This window comes from Streptomyces sp. NBC_01439 (assembly GCF_036227605.1).
Taxonomy (GTDB): Bacteria; Actinomycetota; Actinomycetes; order Streptomycetales; family Streptomycetaceae; genus Streptomyces.
This window is the reverse complement of the sequence record NZ_CP109487.1, coordinates 3,123,975-3,145,677: the sequence shown is the minus strand read 5'-3', so window position 1 is coordinate 3,145,677 and position 21,703 is coordinate 3,123,975. Positions and strand designations below refer to the sequence as shown.

Genomic DNA, 21,703 nt, shown 5'->3' with positions numbered 1-21,703 from the left:
CGTCCGCTCCTACAGAGCGCCGGGCAGGGCCGCGTCTCTTCCTGGACATCCCAGGAGGAATTCACCAATGAGCACCACGAAGAAGATGGCGGGCGTCGCACTCGCGGCCGCGCTGGGCGTCACCACGCTCAGCGCCTGCGGCGGCGGCGACACCAAGGACAAGCCCGCGGGCGCGAGCGACGCCCCGAAGTCCAAGACCGTCACGCTCGTCTCCCACGACTCCTTCAACGTGACCGACACGGTCCTCAAGGAGTTCGAGCAGCAGAGCGGCTACACGGTCAAGGTGCTGAAGTCCGGGGACGCGGGCACCGCGCTGAACCAGGAGATCCTGACCAAGGGCTCACCGCGCGGTGACGTGTTCTTCGGCGTGGACAACACCCTCCTCTCGCGCGCCCTCGACAACGGCATCTTCACGCCGTACGAGGCCAAGGGCCTGGCCGAGGTGAAGCCCGAGTACGTGCTCGACAAGGAGCACCGGGTCACCCCGATCGACTCCGGTGACATCTGCGTCAACTACGACAAGGCGTACTTCGCCGAGAAGAAGATCGCCCCGCCGCAGACGCTGGACGACCTGATCAAGCCGGAGTACAAGAACCTGCTGGTCACCGAGAACGCCGCGACCTCCTCGCCCGGTCTCGGTTTCCTCCTCGCCTCCGTCGGCAAGTACGGCGAGGACGGCTGGAAGGACTACTGGAGCAAGCTGAAGGCCAACGGCGTCGAGGTCGTCGACGGCTGGGAGCAGGCCTACAACGAGCGCTTCTCCGGATCCGCGGGCGGCAAGAAGGCCAAGGGCGACCGCCCGCTGGTCGTCTCTTACGCCTCCAGCCCGCCGGTCGAGGTCCTGTACGGCGAGCCCCAGCCGGCCGAGGCCCCCACGGGCGTCTCCACCGGCACCTGCTTCCGCCAGATCGAGTTCGCGGGCCTGCTCAAGGGCGCCAAGAACGAGGAGGGCGGCAAGGCCCTCGTGGACTTCCTGGTCAGCAAGAAGTTCCAGGAGGACATGCCGCTCCAGATGTTCGTGAACCCCGTGACGAAGGACGCCGTCCTGCCGGAGCTGTTCACCAAGCACGGCGTGGTCGTCGAGAAGCCGGAGAACGTTGCCCCGGAGACCATCGCCAAGAACCGTGAGCAGTGGGTCAAGGCATGGACCGCGCTCGTCGTGAAGTAAGCGGTACCAAGGAGCCGGGCGCGGCGTCGGGGGATGCCGCGCCCGGCTCCGGCCCCCGCGAGGGGGCGCGGGCGACCGTCGTGCGGCTCGCCCTGATGGCCGTCCCCCTCGCCTTCTTCGGGCTGTTCTTCGCCTACCCCGTCACCGCGATCGTCGGGCGCGGCCTGAAGACCGACGAAGGGTGGCAGTTCGGCCGGTTCGCGGAGGTGCTGGCCCGGCCCGACATCGCCGACGTGCTCTGGTTCACCACCTGGCAGGCGTTCGCCTCCACCCTGCTCACCCTGCTGATCGCGCTCCCCGCCGCGTACGTCTTCGCGCGCTTCGAGTTCCCGGGCAAGCAGCTGCTGCGCGCCGTGGTGACCGTTCCCTTCGTGCTGCCGACCGTGGTGGTGGGCACCGCGTTCCTCGCGCTGCTGGGGCGGGGCGGACTGTTGGACGAACTGGTGGGCGTCCGGCTCGACACCACCGTCTGGGCGATCCTGCTCGCGCACGTCTTCTTCAACTACGCCGTTGTCGTCCGCACGGTCGGCGGGCTGTGGGCCCAACTGGACCCGCGCCAGGAAGAGGCCGCCCGGGTGCTGGGCGCCGGGCGGTTCGCCGCCTGGCGGCGGGTGACGCTGCCCGCGCTCGCCCCGGCGGTGGCCGCCGCCGCACTGATGGTGTTCCTGTTCACCTTCAGCTCCTTCGGCGTCGTACTGATCCTCGGCGGGCCCGCGTACTCCACCCTCGAGGTGGAGGTCTACCGGCAGACCGCGCAGCTCCTGGACCTGCCGACGGCGGCCGTCCTGACGATGGTGCAGTTCGCCGCCATCGGCGCGATCCTCGCCGTGCACGCCTGGACCGTGCGCAAGCGCGAGACCGCGCTGCGGTTGGTCGATCCGGGCCGCACCACGCACCGGCCGCGCGGCTGGGCGCAGCGCTCGCTGCTGGGCGGGGTGCTGCTGACCGTCGCGCTGCTGATCGCGGCGCCGCTGGGCGTGCTGGTCGAGCGGTCCTTCGACACCCCCGGCGGCTACGGACTCGGCTACTACCGGGCCCTGCAGGACGCGGGCGCCGGTGGCGGGACCTTCCTGGTGGCGCCCCTGGAGGCGATCTGGAACTCCCTGCAGTACGCGCTCGCCGCCACCGCGATCGCCCTGGTCATCGGCGGACTCGCGGCCGCGGCGCTGACCCGGCGCGGGGGTCGTTTCGTACGCGGCTTCGACGCGCTGCTCATGCTCCCGCTCGGGGTGTCCGCCGTGACCGTGGGCTTCGGCTTCCTGATCACCCTGGACGAGCCGCCGCTGGATCTGCGGACCTCGTGGATCCTGGTGCCGCTCGCGCAGGCCCTGGTGGGCGTGCCCTTCGTCGTACGGACCATGCTGCCGGTGCTGCGCGCGGTGGACGGGCGGCTGCGGGAGGCCGCCGCGGTGCTCGGCGCGTCGCCGCTGCGGGCCTGGCGGGAGGTGGACCTTCCGTTGGTGCGGCGGGCGCTGCTGATCGCGGCCGGGTTCGCCTTCGCGGTGTCCCTGGGGGAGTTCGGTGCGACCGTGTTCATCGCGCGGGCGGACCGGCCGACGCTGCCGGTGGCCGTGGCGCGGCTGCTGGGGCGGGCCGGAGAGCTGAACTACGGCCAGGCGATGGCCCTGAGCACGATTCTGATGCTGGTGTGCGCGGTGTCCCTGCTGCTGCTGGAGCGACTGCGGCCCGACAAGACCTCCGGAGAGTTCTGATGACACTGCTTCAGCTGGAGGGGGTGTCGGTCCGCTTCGGCGAGCGCGCGGCCCCGTACGCCCTGGACGGCGTGGACCTCGCGGTCGCCGAGCACGAGGTCGTGTGCGTGCTGGGGCCGAGCGGAAGCGGCAAGTCCACGCTGCTGCGGGTCGTCGCCGGACTCCAGCAGGTTTCCGCAGGCCGGGTGTTGCTGGGTGGGGCCGACCAGGCCGACGTCCCCGTGCACCGGCGGGGCGTGGGCCTGATGTTCCAGGACCACCAGCTCTTCCCGCACCGCGACGTCGGCGCGAACGTCTCCTTCGGACTGCGGATGCGGGGAGCCGGGCGGGCCTCGTCCACGGACCGGGTAGCGCAACTGCTGGAACTGGTCGGGCTCCCCGGGGCCCAGGGTCGGGCGGTGGCCTCCCTGTCGGGCGGCGAGCAGCAGCGGGTGGCGCTGGCCCGGGCGCTGGCACCGTCGCCGCGGCTGCTGATGCTCGACGAACCGCTGGGGCAGCTCGACCGGGGGCTGCGGGAGCGGCTCGTGGTGGAGCTGCGGGGGCTGTTCTCCCGGCTGGGCACGACCGTGCTGGCCGTCACGCACGACCAGGGCGAGGCCTTCGCCCTGGCCGACCGGGTGGTGGTGATGCGGGACGGCCGGATCGAACAGGCCGGGACACCGCTGGAGGTCTGGCAGCGGCCCGCGTCGGAGTTCGTGGCACGGTTCCTCGGCTTCGAGAACGTGGTGCCGGCCGTGGTCTCGGGCACGTGGGCCGCCACCGCGTGGGGCAAGGTCCCGGTACCGGCCGGATCCCCTGAGGGGGAGCAGCGGCTGCTGATCCGCCCGGCCGGCGTGGTGCTCTGCGCGGCGGGCCTGCGGTGCGAGGTGGCCTCCCGCACCTTCCGCGGCACGCACGTCGCGCTGGTGCTGCGGCCCGAGACGGGACCGTTGTTGGAGGCCGAGTGCGGACTGGCGGGGGCGCCGGCCGTGGGGGACCGGGTCGAGGCGACGTTCACCCCCGCCGAGGTGGTCGTACTGCCTGAAGGAGCCGTGCCGTAGTGCGTGCATCGAGTCGCGGTCATCGGCAGGTCCTGGCCTACCGCGAGCCGAACCGCCGACGCGCGGCCCAACGACCAGAATTTCCGGCCGTGTGTATTAGGATCCGCCGCTAGCATCACTCGATCGACCATTGCTCCCCCAAGCGATAGGAAGCCTGATGATCGGCGTGCTCGTTACTTTTGCGCAGACCGAAAAGTTCGATCGTTCGGCTCTCTCAAAGATTGCCGGCGAACTCCGAGGGCCGTTCGAGGGAATGGCCGGTCTCCGCTTCAAGAGCTTCATGGTCGACGAAGACAGCGGTTGGGCAAGGAACTTCTACGTGTGGGATGACGAGGAGAAAGCTCGTGCATTCTTTACGGAGGAGATCGTCGGCAAGGTGACGGAGATTTACGGCGTCCCGCCCAAGGTTGAATACTTCGATGTCGTGGGGTTCGTCGACAACTCTGGTACCTGACCCTCAAAGGGGCTCCCGCGCCAACCTTTGCCGTCCGGGCCGATCGGGGTCACCCGGGCATGCCGTGGAAACTCCTTCGCCCCCTCCGGCAGAACCGGAGGGGGCGAACGGGCGTCGGGCGTCGCCCTGGATGGAAGACCTCACCCGGGCCGGATGATGATCGTGACGGGACAGCCCTTAGGGGCGGATGCCGTCACAGGCGATCGGAAGGTGGCGCGGGCCGCGCAGGACCGAATTCTGGCGGTACGGGGGCGGGTCCTCCAGCAGCCGCGGGTTCTCCAGTCGGCGGGCCAGTTCGCTCAGGGCCAGCTGGGCCTCCTGCCGGGCCAACGGCGCCCCGAAGCAGCTGTGGATGCCGCTGCCGAGGCCGAGGTGCTGGATGTCCTCGCGGTCGGGGTCGAAGCGGTCCGGGTTCTCGAAACGCTTCGGGTCCCGGTTTCCGGAGGCCAGCATCAGCCACACGGACGCGCCCTTGGGGATGGTGACCCCGGCGACCTCGATGTCGGAGAGGGTGGTGCGCTGGGGCAGCAACTGTACGGGCGGCTCGTAGCGCAGCAGCTCCTCGACGATCGGGATCGCCAGGTCGGGGTCGTTGCGCAGCCGCTGCAGGACCTCCGGGTGGCGCAGCAGCGTCAGCATCCCGTTGGTGATGAGGTTGACCGTCGTCTCGTGACCCGCGATCAGCAGCAGCGCGGAGGTGCTGAGCGCCTCCATCGTGGTCATCGCGCCGTCCGGGCCGTCCGCCGTCGCCAGCTGGGACAGCATGTCGTCGCCCGGCTTCTTGCGGCGCTCCTCGATCAGCCCGGCCAGGTACATGCCCAGCTCCATGCGGGCGTCCATCGCGCCCTGGCCGCGCTTCGTGGGGTCCGCGTCCGGGTCGGGGTCCAGGCTGGCGGCCAGGGCCTCCGCCCACACGTGGAAGCGGGGCTCGTCCTCGCGGGGGATGCCGAGCAGCCGGCAGATGACGGAGACCGGGAAGGGGTACGCGAACTGGTCGACGAGATCGATCCGGTCCAGCTGTCCGGTCTCCACGATGCCGTCGATCAGCCCGGAGACGAGGGTGCCGAGTTCGTCGCGCATGTCGTGCACCCGGCGGGGTGCGTGCGGCGGACCGAACGGCCGGTTCGTCATCCGCCGCAGCCGGTCGTGGTCGGGCGGGTCGAGCTTGAGGAACGACGGCGGCAGGGTCGTGCCCTCCTCGTCGGACTGCTCGCCCAGCAGGTCGTCCCCGGTCGCCTTCAGGTTCTTGGCGTCGGAGCTGATCCGCGGGTCGTGCAGGAGGCTGTGGATCTCGTAGTACGTGCTGACGACGTACGGGCCGTCCCCGTCGTGGGAGACCGGGGTCTTGCGGAGTTCCTCGTACAGGGGGTAGGGATTCGCGCGGTTCGCGTAGTCGATGATCTCCCGCAGCAGGGCTTGTGTCATGACGGGTCCTCGTGATCCTCGGGGGAGGGCGCGGTGCGGCGCAGCCGGTGGTGCGCGGGGGAAAGGTCATCTACCGGGGGTGAAGGTCATCTTCCGGTCCGCCGGCGAGTAGCCGCTCAGCGTGATCGTCGGCCCGTGGGTCGGGACGGAGGGGTCGGGGAAGTCGGCCGGCATCGGCTTGGTCCCCTCGGGCCTGCGGTCCACCGTGGAGAACGGCGGCGGGAACGGCGCGGTGGCCTCGATCTGCTGCTCGTAGAACGGCAGCCACCGGCAGTTGTCGAAGGTGACGGCCGCGATCAGCCGCCCCTGGTACCCGTACGCGGCCGCGAACCGGCGCTCGGCGAGCGAGCCCTGGGTAATGAGGATCTCGGTCCCCATCGGCGGCACCCCGACCGACTTGATGTTCACGCCGAACTGGGAGGACCAGAACGCCGGAACCCACAGGTGAGGACGGCGGTCGGCGCTCACGCTGAGCATGTTGTGCGCGGCGGTGTCCGCCTGGGCGACGGCGTTGCCCCAGTGTTCCAGCGACAGGAACTGGTAGCCGAACAGGGCGTGCGGGGAACGTGCCACATCACCCGCCACGTAGATGTCGTCGGTGACGATGCCCCGGACGTCGAAGGCCCGGCAGCCGGCGTCGCAGGCGATGCCCCGCGGCCCCGCGCCCAGCCCGGAGCCGGAGAGCCACTCGGTGTTGCGCTGTGCGCCCAGCGAGACGACCACCACGTCCGCCTCCACGGTGGACCCGTCGGAGAAGTGCGCGGCGCGGACCCGCCCGGAGGGGTCCCCCTCCAACGAGGTCACCATGACTCCGGTGCGCAGGTCGACGCCGTTCTCGCGGTTCATCTCGGCCGCCACCGCGCCGATCACCCCGCCCAGAGCACCGACCAGCGGAGCGTCGCCCCGTTCGGCGACGGTGACGTCCAGGCCGCGCTCCCGGCACGCCGAGGCGATCTCGGACCCGGTGAACCCGGCTCCGATGACCAGCACCCGGCGGGGACCGGCGGCCAGGGCCCGTTGCAGCCCTTCGCCGTCATCGCGGGTGCGCAGCACGAAGACGCCCTTGAGGGCGCCCTCCTCCGCGTTGGGCCAGGGCCGGGCGCGTACGCCGGTGGCGATCAGGAGCCGGTCGTACTCGACCGCGTCGCCGTTGCCGAGCTCGACCCGGCGGGCGGCCATGTCCAGGCCCGTGGCCGGGACCCCGAGGCGCCAGTCGGCATCGATCGCCCGGCGGCGGGGGAGTGCCGTGTGGTCGGCGACCGCGTTGCCCAGCAGGACCTGCTTGGACAGCGGGGGGCGGTCGTACGGTTCGTAGGGCTCGTCGCCGATCATCGTGAGCGAACCGGCGAAACCCTTCTCACGCATGGTCTCCGCGGCCCGCAGGCCGGCCAGGGATGCGCCGACGACGACGATGCGGCCCTCGCGCTTGAGCTGCTCCAGGGATCCGTCGTGCGTTCCGGTACTCGTCACCGCGCGCCTCCGGATGGAGATCCGGCGCCGGCCACGGCGTCCGGGGCGACCATGTTCGCCATGTCCTCGTCCGTGATCTCCAGAAGGATGGCCTGGACCGGACAGGCGGCCACTGCACGCATCACGTCCTCGCGCTGCGCCGGATCCGCTTCCGGGTTGTAGAGCAGCGACTCGTCGCCGTGCATGGCGAAGACATCGGGAGCGAGGAATGCGCACTGGGCGTATCCCTGGCAGCGGTTGAGGTCGACGACAAGCCTCATGGCGGTTCTGCCTTTCCCTTGGCCGTCCCTCCCCGTCACCCCCCGGAGCCCCCGGGTCCTCCCCTTCCCACCAGCATGCACGCGGCACTCACAGGCCGCCTGCCGGAGTAAGGATCCCCAGGTCAGGGCGGTTCGGTGGGGGTCGGAGGCCGGCGGGCGGTGCCGCGCCGGACACGCAGGATGTACAGGCTGAGGATCAGGGCCCAGGCCGGGAACACCATCTCGGACCAGGGCACTCCGGAACCGACCACGAGCAGGACCAGGCCGACGACCGTGCCCAGCAGGGCCAGTGGCCGCGGGAAGACGCCGAGCATCCGACCGATGGTCGAGGTCGCGAGGACGAAGACGGCAGCCATCCGCATGGCGTACGTCGCGAGGAGGGTGTAGGCGAAGTGGCGGCCGAAATCGGAGGGCGAGCCCTCGGCCAGCACGGTGCCCGCCGCCGCCGCGGAGGCGAACAGGGTCGCCACGAAGACGAATCCGCTGCCGAGGAACACGGTGGCGACGAACCGGTCCTCGGCCGCGCCCGTGTGCGCGCGCAGGGCGCCCATGAACCAGAGGAAGAAGATGCCCGCGAAGGGCACGATCTCCAGCGCCACTTTGACCGCCCAGCGCTTGTCCGGGTCGACGGGCAGGTCGGCGGCGTTGCCCGACGGGACGGCGATCCGCATCAGCACGATCGCCGCCCCGAGCAGCAGGGCGAAGGCGATTCCGGCCATCCCGGCCGCGCGTGGCGTGTAGAGCCGATCGGTCGTGGAACTCACGAACCCCTCACTCTCTCCCCTGGTCCAGCAAGCGGCAGTCATCGCCGCGCCACCACCGGGGGGCGGCCGACCGGGTGAGGGAGCCCGGCCGGCCGGGGGGTCAGCCGACCGGCTCCGGCACCGGGTCCGCGGCGCCCTCGTCGGCCCCCTCGTGCTTGCCGTACCAGGCGACCGCCACCGCTCCGGCGACGGCCATGACGAAGCCGAGGACCGCGAGCCAGGCGAGGCCGGGGCGGGAGGCGTCGCCGAGCCACAGGACGCCGATCGCGCCTGGCAGCACCGTCTCGCCGACGACGAGGGCCGCCGTGGCGCCGTTCACCGAGCCGATCTGGAGGGCGACCGTGTGCAGGTACATGCCGCCGATGCCCGCCACCAGGATGGCGTAGAGGGCCGGGTCGGTGAGGAAGGTGCCGAGGTCGAACGGGTCCACGCCGTTCAGGATCCGGACGCCGACGCCGAGCGCGCCGAAGCCGAGGCCCGAGAGCAGGCCCGCCAGGATCGCGGCGCTGCCGCCGAGGAGGCGCACGGCCACCGTGCCGCCCACCATCAGCAGCAGGGTGATCCCCAGCAGCCACCAGTGCGTGGACATCGGCGCGTGGTGGCCGCCCTCGTGGCCCGCGGCCGTCGCCAGCAGCACCAGCGCGGTGCAGACGACCCCGATCGAGGTCCATTCCTTCCGGCTCAGCCGGATGCCGAGCATCTTCACGCTCAGCACGGCCGTGATCACCAGGTTGGCGCTGATCACCGTCTGGGAGAGGAAGAGGGGAAGCAGCCGGGCGGCCAGGGCGCCGAGTCCGAAGCCCACGAAGTCCAAGATGGTGCCGACGATGAACTCCCAGGTCATCGCCGCTTTCGCGGTGGACGACAGGTTGGGACCGCCGTGGGCGGTCACCCCGGCGGCGGTCGGGGACATGCGTGCGGCGCGGCGCGATCCGACGGCTTGCAGCACGGATCCCGTGCCGTAGCAGATGGACGCCGCAACAGCGGTCAGCAGGCCTATGAGCACCAAGGGCTCCGTTCACGTCTGGCAGGTTTTGCGGTACCTCTGCCAGACGTCAGAACGGGCCGGGAAGTTGCTTCCGGAGCTCAGCCCATCGAAGCGAGGACGCCGGGGACCTCGTCCACCGAATCGACGAGCGCGATCCGCGACTCCATCGCGCGGCCCCGCGCCAGTGCCCGGAGCAGGGGCCAGGCCGGAAGGTGCTCGGTCCAGTGGGTGCGGCCGACCAGGATCATCGGGGCCGGCTCGCCCCGGGACTCGTAGTAGTTCGGCGTCCCGTTGTCGAATATCTCCTGGACGGTGCCCGCCGCGCCGGGCAGGAAGACCACGCCCGCGGTGGAGCGGGCCAGCAGCCCGTCCTCGCGGGTGGCGTTCGCGAAGTACTTCGCGATGTGGCCCGCGAAGGCGTTCGGCGGTTCGTGCCCGTAGAACCAGGTCGGGATGCCCACCGAGTCGCCGCCGGCGGGGAAGCGCTCGCGCACGGCGAAAACAGCGCGCGCCCAGTCGGACACCGACGGAGTGAAGGAGGGGGCCTTGGCCAGCAGTTCCAGGGCCTCCGCGAGGGCCTCGTCCGGGGCCGGGGCCAGGTAGGCGCCGAGGTTGGCAGCCTCCATCGCGCCGGGGCCACCGCCGGTGGCCACCGTCAACCCGGACCGGGTCAGTGCCCGGCCCAGCTCCGCCGCGCCGCGGTAGTCCGTACCGCCGCGGCTCATCGCGTGGCCGCCCATCACACCGACGACCCGGACACCGCAGAGGTGCTCGTCGAGGGCGTCGGAGATGGCGTCGTCATGGACGGAACGGAGCATCGAGGAGAAGACATCGCCGTCGGACTTCGTCTCCTGGAACCAGGCGTACGCCTCGGCGTCGGGGGTGGCCTCGTACCCGTCGGGCAGCCCGGTGAAGAGCTCCTCGGGCGTGTAGAGCAGGCCCCGGTACGGGTCGAACGGCAGGTCCGGTACGGGCGGGAAGACCAGCGCGCCGTCGGCGCGGACCTTCGCCGCCGCGTCGGGCTCCATCGCGCAGCCCAGGAACACGGCCGCCGAGGTGTCGGAGGCCAGCAGCGCGAAGGTCCGCTCCAGCAGGTTGACCGACTGGATCCGGTAGCCGCTGAGCGAGCCGCGGGCCACCACCTGGTCGAATTCGGCGAGCGTCTCGATCTCGATGTCTGGGTTGACCATTCGGCCCACCCTAAGGGCTGGTCGGATCAGCGGGTCAATGCCAACGACGTCAGCTGCGCCACACCCCAGCTGAGCGGTACGCACACTGCCAGGAGGGCGGTGGCCCGCAGACTCGCGGCGCTGCGCAGGACGTTGGACGGGGCAGCGAGGTCGAGCAGGGCCGTGCGTCCGGGCTGCCGGCCCCGGCGGGCCTCCACCACGGATGTGAGAAGGGTCGCGGCGGCGCACAGGGTCACGAGGGCGACGGCCGGCCAGGTCAGCGGGCCCAGCGGGACGGGCAGCCCGCCCCGGTCGCGCAGGGCGAACGCGGTCAGGGCACCTGCGGCCACCGAGCAGAGCACTCCCAGCGGCGGGCCGATCCGTGGGGCCTCCTCCTGGAGGGTCCGCCCGGCCAGCAGCCGCAGCGCTCCCGGGCGCACGGCCTGGACCAGGCTCCCGCAGGCGTAGGCGAGTCCCGGCCCGGCCAGGGCGAGCCCGACCGCGGTCAGCGACCAACCGATGAGCGCCCCGGCACCGCCCCGGCCCGCGTACGCGGAGGCGGCGAGCCCGCAGGCGGTCAGTGCGATGCCCCAGGGCAGTCCGGTCTGGGGGGCCAGCGGCGGGTGCGGGCGCAGCGCGAGGGCAGTGGCGGCCGCGGCGGTCAGCGGGATCAGGGCCAACAGGGTGAGGGCGCCCGCCACCGGCAGCGGCTGGTCGGCGTGGAGCAGCTCGGCCCCGGTCCCGTCGAACGGCAGCCCTGCCAGTTCGCCGCGCAAGTGGAGGAAGGCGGCCAGGGCCACGGCGCTGCCCAGGGTGCAGGCGACGGCGGTGGAGATCGCGGCGGCCAGCATGAGCCGGACGGGTCCCAGCCCGACGGCGTCCAGTCCCTCGCGGGGCTGGGTCGCGGGGTCGGACCGGGCCACGACGACGGCGAAGTGCACGGTGACGGCCAGCGGGATCAGGGCCCACAGCAGGCGAGGGAACGATCCGGCGGGCCGGGCCACGGCACCGGCGAGTACATAGAGGAGCAGGAATCCGGTTCCGGCCGAAGCCGCGGCGACGAGGAGCCGCCGCAGCTGGACGAGCGGCCGGGAACCACGGGCTAGGCGGAGAGCGAGCACGCGGCCTGGTCCTCCGTGGTGTCGGCGACGGGGGAGGCGGCGGCAGCGGCCCCCGCGAGGCGGCCGTCGAGCAGGTCGATCCGACGGTCCGCGACGGCCGCGGTGGCCTCGTCATGGGTGGCCAGCAGCACGGTGATGTCGTGGGAGCGGGCCGCGGTGGTCAGCGTGCGGAGCAGCAGGGCCCGCTCGGTGCGGTGCAGCGGGGCCGTGGGCTCGTCGGCGAAGATCACGGCGGGCTCGTTGACCAGCGCCCGGGCGAGCGCGACCCGCTGGCACTCGGCGCGGGTCAGGGCGCCGGGGCGCTTTCGGGCGGAGCCGGCGATGTCCAGGCGGTCCAACCATTCGCAGGCGGCCGTGCGGGCGCTGCGGTGGGAGGCTCCGGCGAGCAGCAGGGGCAGGGCCGCGTTCTCCCAGACCTTCAGCTCGGGCAGCAGCTGGGGCTCGTGGCCGATCCAGCCGAACCGGTCGCGGCGCAGCCGTTCGCGGACGACCGCGCTCATGGTGTGCACGGGGACGCTGTTGAACCAGACCTCGCCCTGCTGGGGCCGCAGCTGCCCGGACAGACAGTGGAGCAAAGTGGTCTTGCCGCTGCCGCGGGGACCGGTCAGGGCGAGGATCTCGCCCCGACGGACACCGACGGAGATCTCGACGAGGGCGGGGGCGCCTCCTCCGGACTTCGTCCGGGGGGACCCCCCGTGGGAGTAGTGCAGGGACCGAGCCCACAGGACGTCATTGTCAGGCGGGGCATTGTCCGGTGGAGCCACCATGGCGTACACCTCCGTCCGAGGGAACGAAGCGGAGCCGGTCGAAGTCACTGGCGCCACAGTGAGATGTAAAGAGATGAACGTCTTGGATGGTGACAGCACACGGCCCGGACCCCCGCGTTCTCACTCGAACGGAGGATCCGGGCCGTGTGGTCGGACTACTGCGGCTCGGTCGGCTCAGGCCCCGGTTACAGCTTGGTCCACGCCTCGGTGAGCACCGAGCGCAGGATTCCTTCGATCTCGTCGAAGGTGCCCTGGTCGGCGATCAGCGGCGGCGCGAGCTGGATGACCGGGTCACCGCGGTCGTCGGCCCGGCAGTACAGGCCGTTCTCGAAGAGCGCCTTGGAGAGGAAGCCGTAGAGCACGCGCTCCGTCTCCTCGTCCGTGAAGGACTCCTTGGTGTCCTTGTCCTTAACGAGCTCGATGCCGTAGAAGTAGCCGTTGCCGCGGACGTCGCCGACGATCGGCAGGTCGTGCAGCTTCTCCAGCGTGGTGCGGAAGGCGTCCTCGTTGTTCAGCACGTGCTGATTGAGGCCTTCCTTGTCGAAGATGTCGAGGTTGGCGATCGCCACCGCCGAGGACACCGGGTGTCCGCCGAAGGTGTAGCCGTGCAGGAAGGTGTTCTCGCCCTTGTAGAACGGCTCCGCGATGCGGTCCGAGACGATGCAGGCACCGATCGGGGAGTAGCCCGAGGTCATGCCCTTGGCGCAGGTGATCATGTCCGGCACGTAGCCGAACTTGTCACAGGCGAACATCGTGCCGAGGCGGCCGAACGCGCAGATCGTCTCGTCGGAGACGAGCAGCACGTCGTACTCGTCGCAGATCTCGCGGACGCGCTGGAAGTACCCGGGCGGCGGCGGGAAGCAACCACCGGCGTTCTGCACCGGCTCCAGGAAGACGGCCGCGACGGTGTCGGCGCCCTCGAAGAGGATCTCCTGCTCGATCTGGTCGGCGCACCAGCGGCCGAAGGCCTCCGGGTCGTCGCCGTAGATCGGGGCGCGGTAGATGTTGGTGTTCGGCACCTTGTGCGCGCCGGGCACCAGCGGCTCGAAAGGAGCCTTCAGGGCCGGCAGACCCGTGATGGACAGGGCGCCCTGCGGGGTGCCGTGGTAGGCGACCGCACGCGAGATGACCTTGTACTTCGTGTGCTTGCCCTGCAGCTTGTAGAACTGCTTGGCGAGCTTCCAGGCGGTCTCGACGGCCTCGCCGCCACCGGTGGTGAAGAAGACCTTGTTCAGGTCACCCGGGGCGTAGTTCGCGAGGCGCTCGGCGAGTTCCACGGCCTTCGGGTGGGCGTACGACCACACGGGGAAGAAGGCGAGCTGCTGAGCCTGGTTGTAGGCGACCTCGGCCAGTTCCTTGCGGCCGTGACCTGCGTTGACCACGAACAGTCCGGCGAGACCGTCGAGGTAGCGCTTGCCCTTGTCGTCGAAGATGTAGGTGCCCTCACCACGCACGATGGTGGGGACGGGTGCGTTCTCGTACGACGACATGCGGGTGAAGTGCATCCACAGGTGGTCGTATGCGGTCTTGGAGAGGTCCTGGCTCACGGGCTATCGAGTTCCCCACATGTAGGTCTGCTTCTTCAGCTTCAGATAAACGAAGCTTTCGGTTGATCGCACGCCGGGGAGCGTGCGGATCTTCTTGTTGATCGTTTCGAGCAAGTGGTCGTCGTCCTCGCAGACGATCTCCACCATCAGGTCGAACGAACCTGCGGTCATGACCACGTACTCGCACTCGGCCATGGCGGTCAGAGCGTCGGCCACCGGATCGAGGTCGCCCTCGACGTTGATGCCGACCATGGCCTGGCGTCGCAGGCCCACGGTGAGCGGGTCGGTGACGGCGACGATCTGCATGACGCCCTGGTCGAGCAGCTTCTGCACCCGCTGGCGCACAGCGGCTTCGGAGAGGCCCACGGCCTTGCCGATCGAGGCGTAGGGACGGCGACCGTCCTCCTGCAGTTGCTCGATGATCGCCAGGGACACAGCATCGACCGAAGGGGACGGTTGTCTGTTCCTGGAATCTGCGCTTCGACTGACCACGACCTCACTGTGCACGAGGGTCGTCTGTTCCGCAAGACGGAATCGATGAAATCCGTTGTTTGAAGACTCTGATCTCACCGATTTCGTAGTTGGTGGTGTCTGGGCCTGTCGAAAGCCTCCGCCGAGAGGCTAGGCTTGGTATTCGTCTCAATCGTTGGACATGTGATCAGGAGTGTGGCTGTAGTGACCACCGAACTGCGTCGTCTGCGCAACTACATCGGCGGGGAGTTCAAGGACGCCGCCGACGGGCGGACCACCGAGGTGGTCAACCCGGCCACCGGCGAGGTGTACGCCACCGCCCCGCTCTCGGGCCAGGCCGATGTGGACGCCGCCATGGCCGCTGCCGCGGCCGCCTTCCCGGGCTGGCGCGACACCACCCCCGCGGAGCGCCAGAAGGCCCTGCTGAAGATCGCGGACGCCTTCGAGGCGCGCGCGGACGAGCTCGTCGCCGCCGAGTCGGAGAACACCGGCAAGCCGCTGGCCCTCACGGCCAGCGAGGAGCTGCCCCCGATGGTGGACCAGATCCGCTTCTTCGCGGGTGCCGCACGGCTCCTGGAGGGCCGCTCGGCCGGCGAGTACATGGAGGGGATGACCTCGATCATCCGCCGTGAGCCGGTCGGCGTCTGCGCCCAGGTCGCGCCGTGGAACTACCCGATGATGATGGCCGTGTGGAAGTTCGCCCCGGCCATCGCGGCGGGCAACACCGTCGTGCTCAAGCCCTCGGACACCACCCCGGCCTCCACCGTCCTGATGGCGGAGATCATCGACTCCGTGCTGCCCAAGGGCGTATTCAACGTCGTCTGCGGTGACCGCGAGACCGGCAAGGCCATGGTCGAGCACTCCACCCCGGCGATGGCGTCCATCACTGGCTCGGTGCGTGCGGGCATGCAGGTCGCCGAGAGCGCCTCCAAGGACGTCAAGCGCGTCCACCTGGAGCTCGGCGGCAAGGCCCCGGTCGTGGTCTTCGAGGACGCCGACATCGCCAAGGCCGTCGAGGACATCGCGGTCGCCGGCTACTTCAACGCCGGCCAGGACTGCACCGCTGCGACCCGCGTGCTCGTGCACGAGTCGATCCACGACGAGTTCGTGGCCGCGCTCGCCAAGGCCGCCACCGACACCAAGACCGGCCAGCCGGACGACGAGGACGTGCTGTACGGCCCGCTGAACAACCCGAACCAGCTCAAGCAGGTCGCGGGCTTCATCGAGCGCCTCCCCGCTCACGCCAAGGTCGAGGCGGGTGGCCACCAGGTCGGCGAGAAGGGCTACTTCTACGCCCCGACCGTGGTCTCCGGCCTCAAGCAGGACGACGAGATCATCCAGAACGAGGTCTTCGGCCCCGTCATCACCGTCCAGTCCTTCGCGAGCGAGGGTCAGGCCCTGGAGTACGCGAACGGCGTCGAGTTCGCCCTCGCCTCCTCCGTCTGGACCAAGGACCACGGCCGCGCGATGCGGATGTCCAAGAACCTCGACTTCGGCTGCGTGTGGATCAACACCCACATTCCGCTCGTCGCCGAGATGCCGCACGGCGGCTTCAAGAAGTCCGGCTACGGCAAGGACCTCTCCGCCTACGGCTTCGAGGACTACACGCGCATCAAGCACGTGATGACCTCGCTCGACGGCTGATCGGCCGCATCGATCACAGCACAGCGTTGACGGGGCGGGCAGTAGACAACATGTCTATTGCCCGCCCCCTCGCGTTCGCCGAGGCTGTGCCCATGCCCGAACTCGCCTTCTCCCGCCGTTCTGCGCTGTACGGCCTCGGTGCCGCGGGCCTCACGGCCGCCCTCACCGGCTGCGGCGTGCCCGCCGCCTACGTTCCCGAGGAAGGGCGCGAGGGTCCGGACCGTTCGGAGCGGGACCGCAGCGTCGTGTTCTCCAACTGGCCGCTGTACATCGACACCGACGAGGAGGACGAGGAGCGCCGCCCGACGCTGGAGGCATTCTCGGAGCGGACCGGCATCGAGGTCCGGTACACCGAGGAGATCAACGACAACGACGAGTTCTTCGGCAAGGTCAGCCCGGCCCTGATGAACCGCCAGGAGACCGGCCACGACCTGATCGTGGTCAGCGACTGGATGGCCGCCCGCTTCGTCCACCTGGGCTGGGCCCAGAAGCTGGACCGGTCGGCCCAGCCCAACGTGGCCCGGCACCTCGACCCGCAACTGCGTTCCCCCGCCTTCGACGAGGGTCGCCTGCACACCGTCCCCTGGCAGTCGGGCATCACCGGCATCGCCTACAACCGCAAGGCCCTGGGGCGGGAGATCAAGTCGATCAAGGACCTGTGGCAGCCGGACCTGGCGGGCAAGGTCACCCTCTTCTCCGGACTCGACGAGTCCTTCGCGCTGCTCATGCAGGGCAACGGTGTGGACGTCACCCGCTGGACCGAGTCCGACTTCCACCGGATGTGCGACCAGGTCGAGAACATGGTGAAGAAGAAGCACATCCGCCGGTTCACCGGCAACGACTACACCTCCGATCTGAGCAAGGGCGATGTCCTCGCCTGCCAGGCCTACTCCGGTGACGCCATCCAGCTCCAGGCCGACAACCCGGACATCGAGTTCGTCGTCCCGGAGGAAGGGGCAGAACTCTGGGCCGAGAGCCTGCTCGTCCCCAACCTGGCCCGGCACAAGGCGAACGCCGAGGCCCTCATCGACTACTACTACGCGCCCGAGGTGGCCGCCTCGCTCGCCGCCTCCGTCAACTACGTCTGCCCCGTTCCGGCCGCCCGCGAGGTCCTGGCCGCCTCCGACGACCAGGAGACCGCCGAACTGGCCGAGAACCCGCTGATCTTCCCGGACGATGACATGCGCAAGCGGCTGGTCGTGGCCCGGGACATCTCCTCGGCCGAACGCCGTTCCCTCGCCAAGCGCTGGAACGCGATCGTCGGACTCTGACCGCGCACCCGACGGCAGGTATTGAACACGTTCAGCAATCTGGCTGAACGTGTTCAGAAATGGGCGTAGGCTTCCTTCCATGAGCGAGAGAAGCGCCCTTGAGCGGCGGATCCGTGCCTGGTTGACCCTGTTCCTGATCTGCCTGGTACTCAGCGGCCTCACGGCCTTCCCCCTGGTCAGCGAACTCCGTTGGGCCAATGCGCTGATCGACAACGAGTGGCTACGACGTGTGGGCGACGGGCTGGATCGGGCCGACGCCGACTACCCCTTCCTCCTCTACGGCACCGACTGGCTCGCCTTCGCCCACCTCGTCATCGCCGTCTTCTTCTACGGGGTCCACCGCGACCCGGTCCGCAACATCTGGATCATCGAAGCCGGCATGATCGCTTGCGCCGGAGTGATTCCACTGGCCCTGATATGCGGCCCGATCCGGGGCATCCCCATCTGGTGGAGCGTCATCGACATGTCGTTCGGAGTCTTCGGGGTGATTCCCTTGCTGGTGCTCCGCCGGATGATCAAGCGACTTGAGGCGATGCCCGCCTGATGCCTACCGGGCGAAGGCCGCCATCACGATCCCCAGGACCACCGGGTTCGTCTCCTCGCCCTTGGCGTTCGTGGCGTTGACCGAGTAGACCAAGGTGCGGGACAGGTCCCGGGTCGCGCCCATGCCGGTGCTGTACCCGTGCCGGCCACCGGACTTGCCCCACAGCACCGTGCCGTCCGGCAGGGTGACCCTGGACATTCCCGCCGTCATCTCGGCGGCCTTCCCGTTGCCGAAGGTTTTCACATCGGGCACCGTGAACATCTCCTCCAGCTGGGCCGCCGGTACGACCCGCCCGCTGAACAGGGCCTTGGTGAACCGCTCCAGATCGGCCGTGGTCGAGATGATGTCCCCCGCCGCCCAGCGGTCCGAGGAGTTCCACTCGGTCACGTCCCGCAGCTCCCGGGAGCCGTCCACCTTGGCTATCGCCTGGTAACCACGGTTGTGCGGGCCGGGGATCCTCGTCTGCGTCCGGGACGGGAACGAGGTCTGATGCAGACCGAGCGGCCTCAGGATCCGCCGGCCGACCGCCTCCTCGTACGAGGTGCCGGTCACCTTCTCGACGAGCACGCCCAGCAAGGTGTAGTTGATGTTCAGGTAGTGCTGGGCCGAGCCCGGGGTGAACTCCCGCTTCTTCGCGAGGGCATTGACCAGCTGGTCTCGCGGGTCGGTCACATCGAAGCGGTGCTCCCACTGCGCCTCGAACGAGTCGCCCGGGCCGTCCGCCGCCGGTATGCCGCTCGTGTGGTTGAGCAACTGCCGTACGGTGACCGCGCCGTAGGCATCGGGGACGGTCCCGGGCAGGTACCGCCGGACCGGCCGGTCCAGGTCCACCCGACCCTCGGCCGCCAGCTGGAGGACCACCGCCGCGGTGAAGGTCTTGGTCACCGACCCCGCCCGGAACCTCCCCTGGTCGATGGCCGCCCGCCCAGTGGCGACGTCCGCGACACCGGAACTGCCCCGCCAGCTGCCGCTCGTACCCCCGACGCGGACCAGCGCGGCGGTCGCGTCCTTGTGTTCCGCCCCGAGACCGGCCATCGCCCGTTCCAGTACCGCCGCATTCGGCGGGGTCGGAACGAGGGGCGTGTAGAGGCCCGCTGCGGCCGCCGCCGGCGCGGGGACCGGAGCGGCGTGCGCGACGGCCGGACCGGACGCGATCCCCAGGACCAGGGCGGCTGCGATCAGCGTGCGCGTACGTGCATTCATGGTGGTGTGCTCCCCCTGTGATGCATCGGAGCCGTCTGCCCCGATGACCTCAATGCTCCAGGTCAGAGGGGTAGTTGCGGATCACCATCCAGAGGGGTTTTCACCGGTACGACAACTAGCCGGCCCGGGGGAGGCGACACGCCGTCCCCTCACTCCCCAGAGGGAGTACCCGCCGCGATCAGGCCCGTCTCGTACGCGCAGATCACCGCCTGGATCCGGTCCCGCAGTCCCAGCTTCGCCAGCACGTTCCCCACGTGCGACTTCACCGTGTGCTCGCTCACCACCAGCGACGCCGCGATCTCCGCGTTGGACAGGCCCCGCCCCAGGTGCAGCAGCGTCTCCCGTTCCCGCGCCGTCAGCACCTCCAGCCGGTCCGCCGGAAGGGCGGGCCGCGCCGTCGCCGTCGTGTACTCCTCGATCAGCCGCCGCGCCACCGACGGCGCCAGCAGCGACTCGCCCGCCGCCACCACCCGTACCGCGTGCACCAGGTCGTCCCGCCGCACGTCCTTCAGCAGGAACCCGCTCGCCCCCGCGTGCAGGGCCTCGTACACGTACTCGTCCGAGTCGAAAGTCGTGAGCATCACCGTGCGGCACGCGCTCCCCGCCGAAATCGTCCGGCACGCCTCGATCCCGTCCAGCACCGGCATCCTGATGTCCAGCAGTGCCACGTCCGGCGCGAGCCGGGCCACCGCCTCTACCGCCGCCGCACCGTCCCCCACCTCCGCCACGACCTCGATGTCCTCCTGGACGCCGAGGATCATCGCGAAGCCGCTGCGCACCAGCTCCTGGTCATCGGCCACCACCACACGGATCGTCAATTGCCCACCTCCAGGCGCGAGGTTACAAGGGACACCCGCACCGCATACCCGGCCCCGTCCGGACCCGGGCCGGACTCGGCAGTACCGCCATGGGCCGCCGCCCGCTCGCGGATCCCGATCAGCCCGTGCCCGCCCGAGGCGTCACCGGGTCCCCGGCCGTCGTCCGTGACCGTCACCGTGAGCGTTCCCGGTCCGTACACGAGCGTGACGTCCGCCGCCGAAGCCCCGGCGTGCTTGACCACGTTGGTCAGGGCTTCCTGCACCACCCGGTACACGGTCGCCTCCAACGCGGCCGGCAGCTCGCGCACCGCGCCGCTCCGCCCGTACCCCACCCGCAGTCCGCTGGCCCGCACCCGGTCCACCAGCTCCGCCAGCCCGGAGATCCCCGGCTGCGGGCTCCGGGGCGCGGCTTCCTCGGTGCGCAGCACACCCAGCATCGCGCGCAGCTGTGCCATGGCGTCCCGCCCCGTCTCCGCGATCGCCTCGAAGGCCGCCTCGGCCCGCTCCGGGGCCCTGCGCACGGCCACCGGTCCGGCCTCCGCCTGCACGATCATGATGCTGACCGCGTGCGAGAGGACGTCGTGCATCTCCCGTGCGATCCTGGCCCGTTCGCGTGCGGCAGCCTGCTCCGCCTCGATCCGATTGGCACGCTCCAGCTCGGCGGCGCGGGCCAGGGCGGCCTCGGTGTGGGCCTGCCGCGCGTGCTGGAGCCGTCCCAGGGCGTAGGCCGCCGCCGAGACGAAGAGCGTGAACAGCAGTTCTCGCGCCGTTCCCGTCTCCCAGCCCACTGACGCGGCCACCACCATCACGGTGGCCAGCCCCACGGCGGCGCGCACCCGCAGGGTGCACTGCAGGGCGACCGTGTAGAAGGCGATGAGGCCCGCGTACGGCAGCGGCTGGCCCGGCCCGTCAACGGTGACCTTGTAGATCCCCCCGACGGCCAGGATCGCCGCCAGCACCGCCACCGGCGCCCGGCGGCGCCAGATCAGGGGCAGCACGCCGGCCGTGGTCATCGCGTACGAGAGCCAGCTCACGGGAGGGAGATCGGGTGACCGGGGCACGACGAACGGCATGGTGACGGCCAACTGCACCAGCAGGGTCAGGCCCAGGTCCTGCCACCGCGGATCGGTGCCGCGGACGCCCTCCCGGAAGGCCCGTATCACCGCCCGAGCCCGGTCCGTACCGCCGTCAGCGCGTCCAGCCGGTTCGTGGTGATCGAGTCGACCCCCGCCGCGACGAGGCCCTTCATCGTCCGCTTGGTGTCCGCGGTCCAGGCCGATACCAGCAGGCCGTCCCGGTGGAGCGCGTCCACCAGCTCCCGGCTCACCAGTCCGAAGCGGTAGTTGAGCCAGCGCGGTGCCACGGCATCGATCAGCGCCCGCCGCGGCGGCGACAGCGAGGTCCAGGTCAGTGCGATCTCCGCGCCCGGATCGGCGGCGCGGACCGCCAGCATCGTGTTCGGGCCCGCGCAGTAGTACGTCCGCTCGCGCGCCCCGCACTCGCGGACCTCGCCCACGACGATCCGCACCGCCTCGGGCGTGGCGCCGGGCAGGTCGAGCATCAGCCGGCCCGACCCGGCGGCCGCCAAGGCGTCGCGCAGCGTGGGGACGCCGCCCAGCGTCAGTCCCTTCAGCTGTGGGGCCGTGACCTCGTCGAGGCGTACGTCGTGGCCCCACAGCCGCTGGAGCGTCTCGTCGTGGAGGAGGACCGGCACCCCGTCCCGGGTCAGCCGTACGTCGATCTCGACGGCGTCCGCCCCGCGCGCGAAGGCGGAGCGGATCGAGGCCAGGGTGTTCTCACGGACACGGTAGGGATCGCCGCGGTGACCGACGGCAGTCAGAGTGCTCATGTTCCCATTCTCAGGGGC

The 21,703-nt window shown here is 70.4% G+C and carries 21 protein-coding genes; 7 read left to right on the top strand and 14 right to left on the bottom strand.

Annotated elements, in window-relative coordinates; all coding sequences use genetic code 11:
* Positions 1 to 67 precede the first annotated feature (67 nt).
* The 4 genes from OG207_RS13425 to OG207_RS13410 all read left to right on the top strand — a co-directional run bounded on the left by OG207_RS13425 (position 68) and on the right by OG207_RS13410 (position 4,374).
* Positions 68 to 1,168 (top strand): thiamine ABC transporter substrate-binding protein, encoded by a 1,101-nt coding sequence (locus OG207_RS13425; protein WP_329098816.1) that lies wholly within the window; start codon positions 68 to 70, stop codon positions 1,166 to 1,168.
* A 95-nt stretch (positions 1,169 to 1,263) separates the two neighbouring features.
* Positions 1,264 to 2,880, top strand: coding sequence for an ABC transporter permease (locus tag OG207_RS13420; protein WP_329107602.1), 1,617 nt, complete (start codon positions 1,264 to 1,266; stop codon positions 2,878 to 2,880).
* A complete protein-coding gene (locus tag OG207_RS13415) occupies positions 2,880 to 3,920 on the top strand; it encodes an ABC transporter ATP-binding protein (RefSeq protein ID WP_329098815.1) in 1,041 nt (346 codons plus the stop codon). Before OG207_RS13420 ends, OG207_RS13415 begins: the two co-directional genes overlap by 1 nt.
* Positions 3,921 to 4,077: 157 nt before the next feature.
* Positions 4,078 to 4,374 (top strand): antibiotic biosynthesis monooxygenase family protein, encoded by a 297-nt coding sequence (locus OG207_RS13410; protein WP_329098814.1) that lies wholly within the window; start codon positions 4,078 to 4,080, stop codon positions 4,372 to 4,374.
* A 177-nt stretch (positions 4,375 to 4,551) separates the two neighbouring features.
* On the opposite strand, the gene OG207_RS13405 is transcribed toward OG207_RS13410, so the two are convergent.
* The 10 genes from OG207_RS13405 to OG207_RS13360 all read right to left on the bottom strand — a co-directional run bounded on the left by OG207_RS13405 (position 4,552) and on the right by OG207_RS13360 (position 14,392).
* Entirely contained in the window at positions 4,552 to 5,799 is a 1,248-nt protein-coding gene (locus OG207_RS13405; protein ID WP_329098813.1) for a cytochrome P450, read from the bottom strand.
* A 66-nt stretch (positions 5,800 to 5,865) separates the two neighbouring features.
* Positions 5,866 to 7,269 (bottom strand): NAD(P)/FAD-dependent oxidoreductase, encoded by a 1,404-nt coding sequence (locus OG207_RS13400; protein ID WP_329098812.1) that lies wholly within the window; start codon positions 7,267 to 7,269, stop codon positions 5,866 to 5,868.
* The gene (locus tag OG207_RS13395) at positions 7,266 to 7,529 is read right to left on the bottom strand and encodes a ferredoxin (protein ID WP_030016402.1); all 264 of its coding nucleotides are present in this window, start codon (positions 7,527 to 7,529) and stop codon (positions 7,266 to 7,268) included. Before OG207_RS13395 ends, OG207_RS13400 begins: the two co-directional genes overlap by 4 nt.
* Before the next feature lie 122 nt (positions 7,530 to 7,651).
* Positions 7,652 to 8,293 carry a hypothetical protein gene (locus tag OG207_RS13390; RefSeq protein WP_329098811.1) on the bottom strand — a complete coding sequence of 214 codons (642 nt, stop codon included), beginning with the start codon at positions 8,291 to 8,293 and terminating at the stop codon, positions 7,652 to 7,654.
* 100 nt (positions 8,294 to 8,393) lie between these two features.
* A complete protein-coding gene (locus tag OG207_RS13385) occupies positions 8,394 to 9,299 on the bottom strand; it encodes a hypothetical protein (RefSeq protein ID WP_329098810.1) in 906 nt (301 codons plus the stop codon).
* Between the two features lie 80 nt (positions 9,300 to 9,379).
* A complete protein-coding gene (locus tag OG207_RS13380; protein ID WP_329098809.1) occupies positions 9,380 to 10,471 on the bottom strand; it encodes an LOG family protein in 1,092 nt (363 codons plus the stop codon).
* A 26-nt stretch (positions 10,472 to 10,497) separates the two neighbouring features.
* Positions 10,498 to 11,571, bottom strand: a complete 1,074-nt coding sequence (locus tag OG207_RS13375) for a hypothetical protein (protein WP_329098808.1) — start codon at positions 11,569 to 11,571, stop codon at positions 10,498 to 10,500.
* Positions 11,553 to 12,338, bottom strand: coding sequence for an ABC transporter ATP-binding protein (locus OG207_RS13370; protein ID WP_329098807.1), 786 nt, complete (start codon positions 12,336 to 12,338; stop codon positions 11,553 to 11,555). Before OG207_RS13370 ends, OG207_RS13375 begins: the two co-directional genes overlap by 19 nt.
* Positions 12,339 to 12,523: 185 nt before the next feature.
* Positions 12,524 to 13,885 carry an aspartate aminotransferase family protein gene (locus tag OG207_RS13365; protein ID WP_030008595.1) on the bottom strand — a complete coding sequence of 454 codons (1,362 nt, stop codon included), beginning with the start codon at positions 13,883 to 13,885 and terminating at the stop codon, positions 12,524 to 12,526.
* A gap of 3 nt (positions 13,886 to 13,888) precedes the next feature.
* Positions 13,889 to 14,392, bottom strand: a complete 504-nt coding sequence (locus OG207_RS13360) for an Lrp/AsnC family transcriptional regulator (RefSeq protein ID WP_007266859.1) — start codon at positions 14,390 to 14,392, stop codon at positions 13,889 to 13,891.
* A gap of 168 nt (positions 14,393 to 14,560) precedes the next feature.
* Between OG207_RS13360 and OG207_RS13355 the strand changes: the two genes are divergently transcribed.
* From OG207_RS13355 to OG207_RS13345, 3 genes are all read left to right on the top strand, one after another.
* On the top strand, positions 14,561 to 16,000 hold the full coding sequence (locus tag OG207_RS13355) for a gamma-aminobutyraldehyde dehydrogenase (RefSeq protein WP_329098806.1): 1,440 nt from the start codon (positions 14,561 to 14,563) through the stop codon (positions 15,998 to 16,000).
* A gap of 92 nt (positions 16,001 to 16,092) precedes the next feature.
* Entirely contained in the window at positions 16,093 to 17,271 is a 1,179-nt protein-coding gene (locus OG207_RS13350; protein ID WP_329098805.1) for an ABC transporter substrate-binding protein, read from the top strand.
* Positions 17,272 to 17,350: 79 nt separating this feature from the next.
* Entirely contained in the window at positions 17,351 to 17,815 is a 465-nt protein-coding gene (locus OG207_RS13345; protein WP_329098804.1) for a hypothetical protein, read from the top strand.
* A 3-nt stretch (positions 17,816 to 17,818) separates the two neighbouring features.
* Here the strand turns inward: OG207_RS13345 and OG207_RS13340 are convergent, their stop codons facing one another.
* From OG207_RS13340 to OG207_RS13325, 4 genes are all read right to left on the bottom strand, one after another.
* Positions 17,819 to 19,018 (bottom strand): serine hydrolase domain-containing protein, encoded by a 1,200-nt coding sequence (locus OG207_RS13340; protein WP_329098803.1) that lies wholly within the window; start codon positions 19,016 to 19,018, stop codon positions 17,819 to 17,821.
* A gap of 149 nt (positions 19,019 to 19,167) precedes the next feature.
* Positions 19,168 to 19,836, bottom strand: a complete 669-nt coding sequence (locus OG207_RS13335; protein ID WP_329098802.1) for a response regulator transcription factor — start codon at positions 19,834 to 19,836, stop codon at positions 19,168 to 19,170.
* On the bottom strand, positions 19,833 to 20,999 hold the full coding sequence (locus tag OG207_RS13330) for a sensor histidine kinase (RefSeq protein ID WP_443072711.1): 1,167 nt from the start codon (positions 20,997 to 20,999) through the stop codon (positions 19,833 to 19,835). Before OG207_RS13330 ends, OG207_RS13335 begins: the two co-directional genes overlap by 4 nt.
* A complete protein-coding gene (locus OG207_RS13325; RefSeq protein WP_329098801.1) occupies positions 20,996 to 21,685 on the bottom strand; it encodes a glycerophosphodiester phosphodiesterase in 690 nt (229 codons plus the stop codon). Before OG207_RS13325 ends, OG207_RS13330 begins: the two co-directional genes overlap by 4 nt.
* Positions 21,686 to 21,703 lie beyond the last annotated feature (18 nt).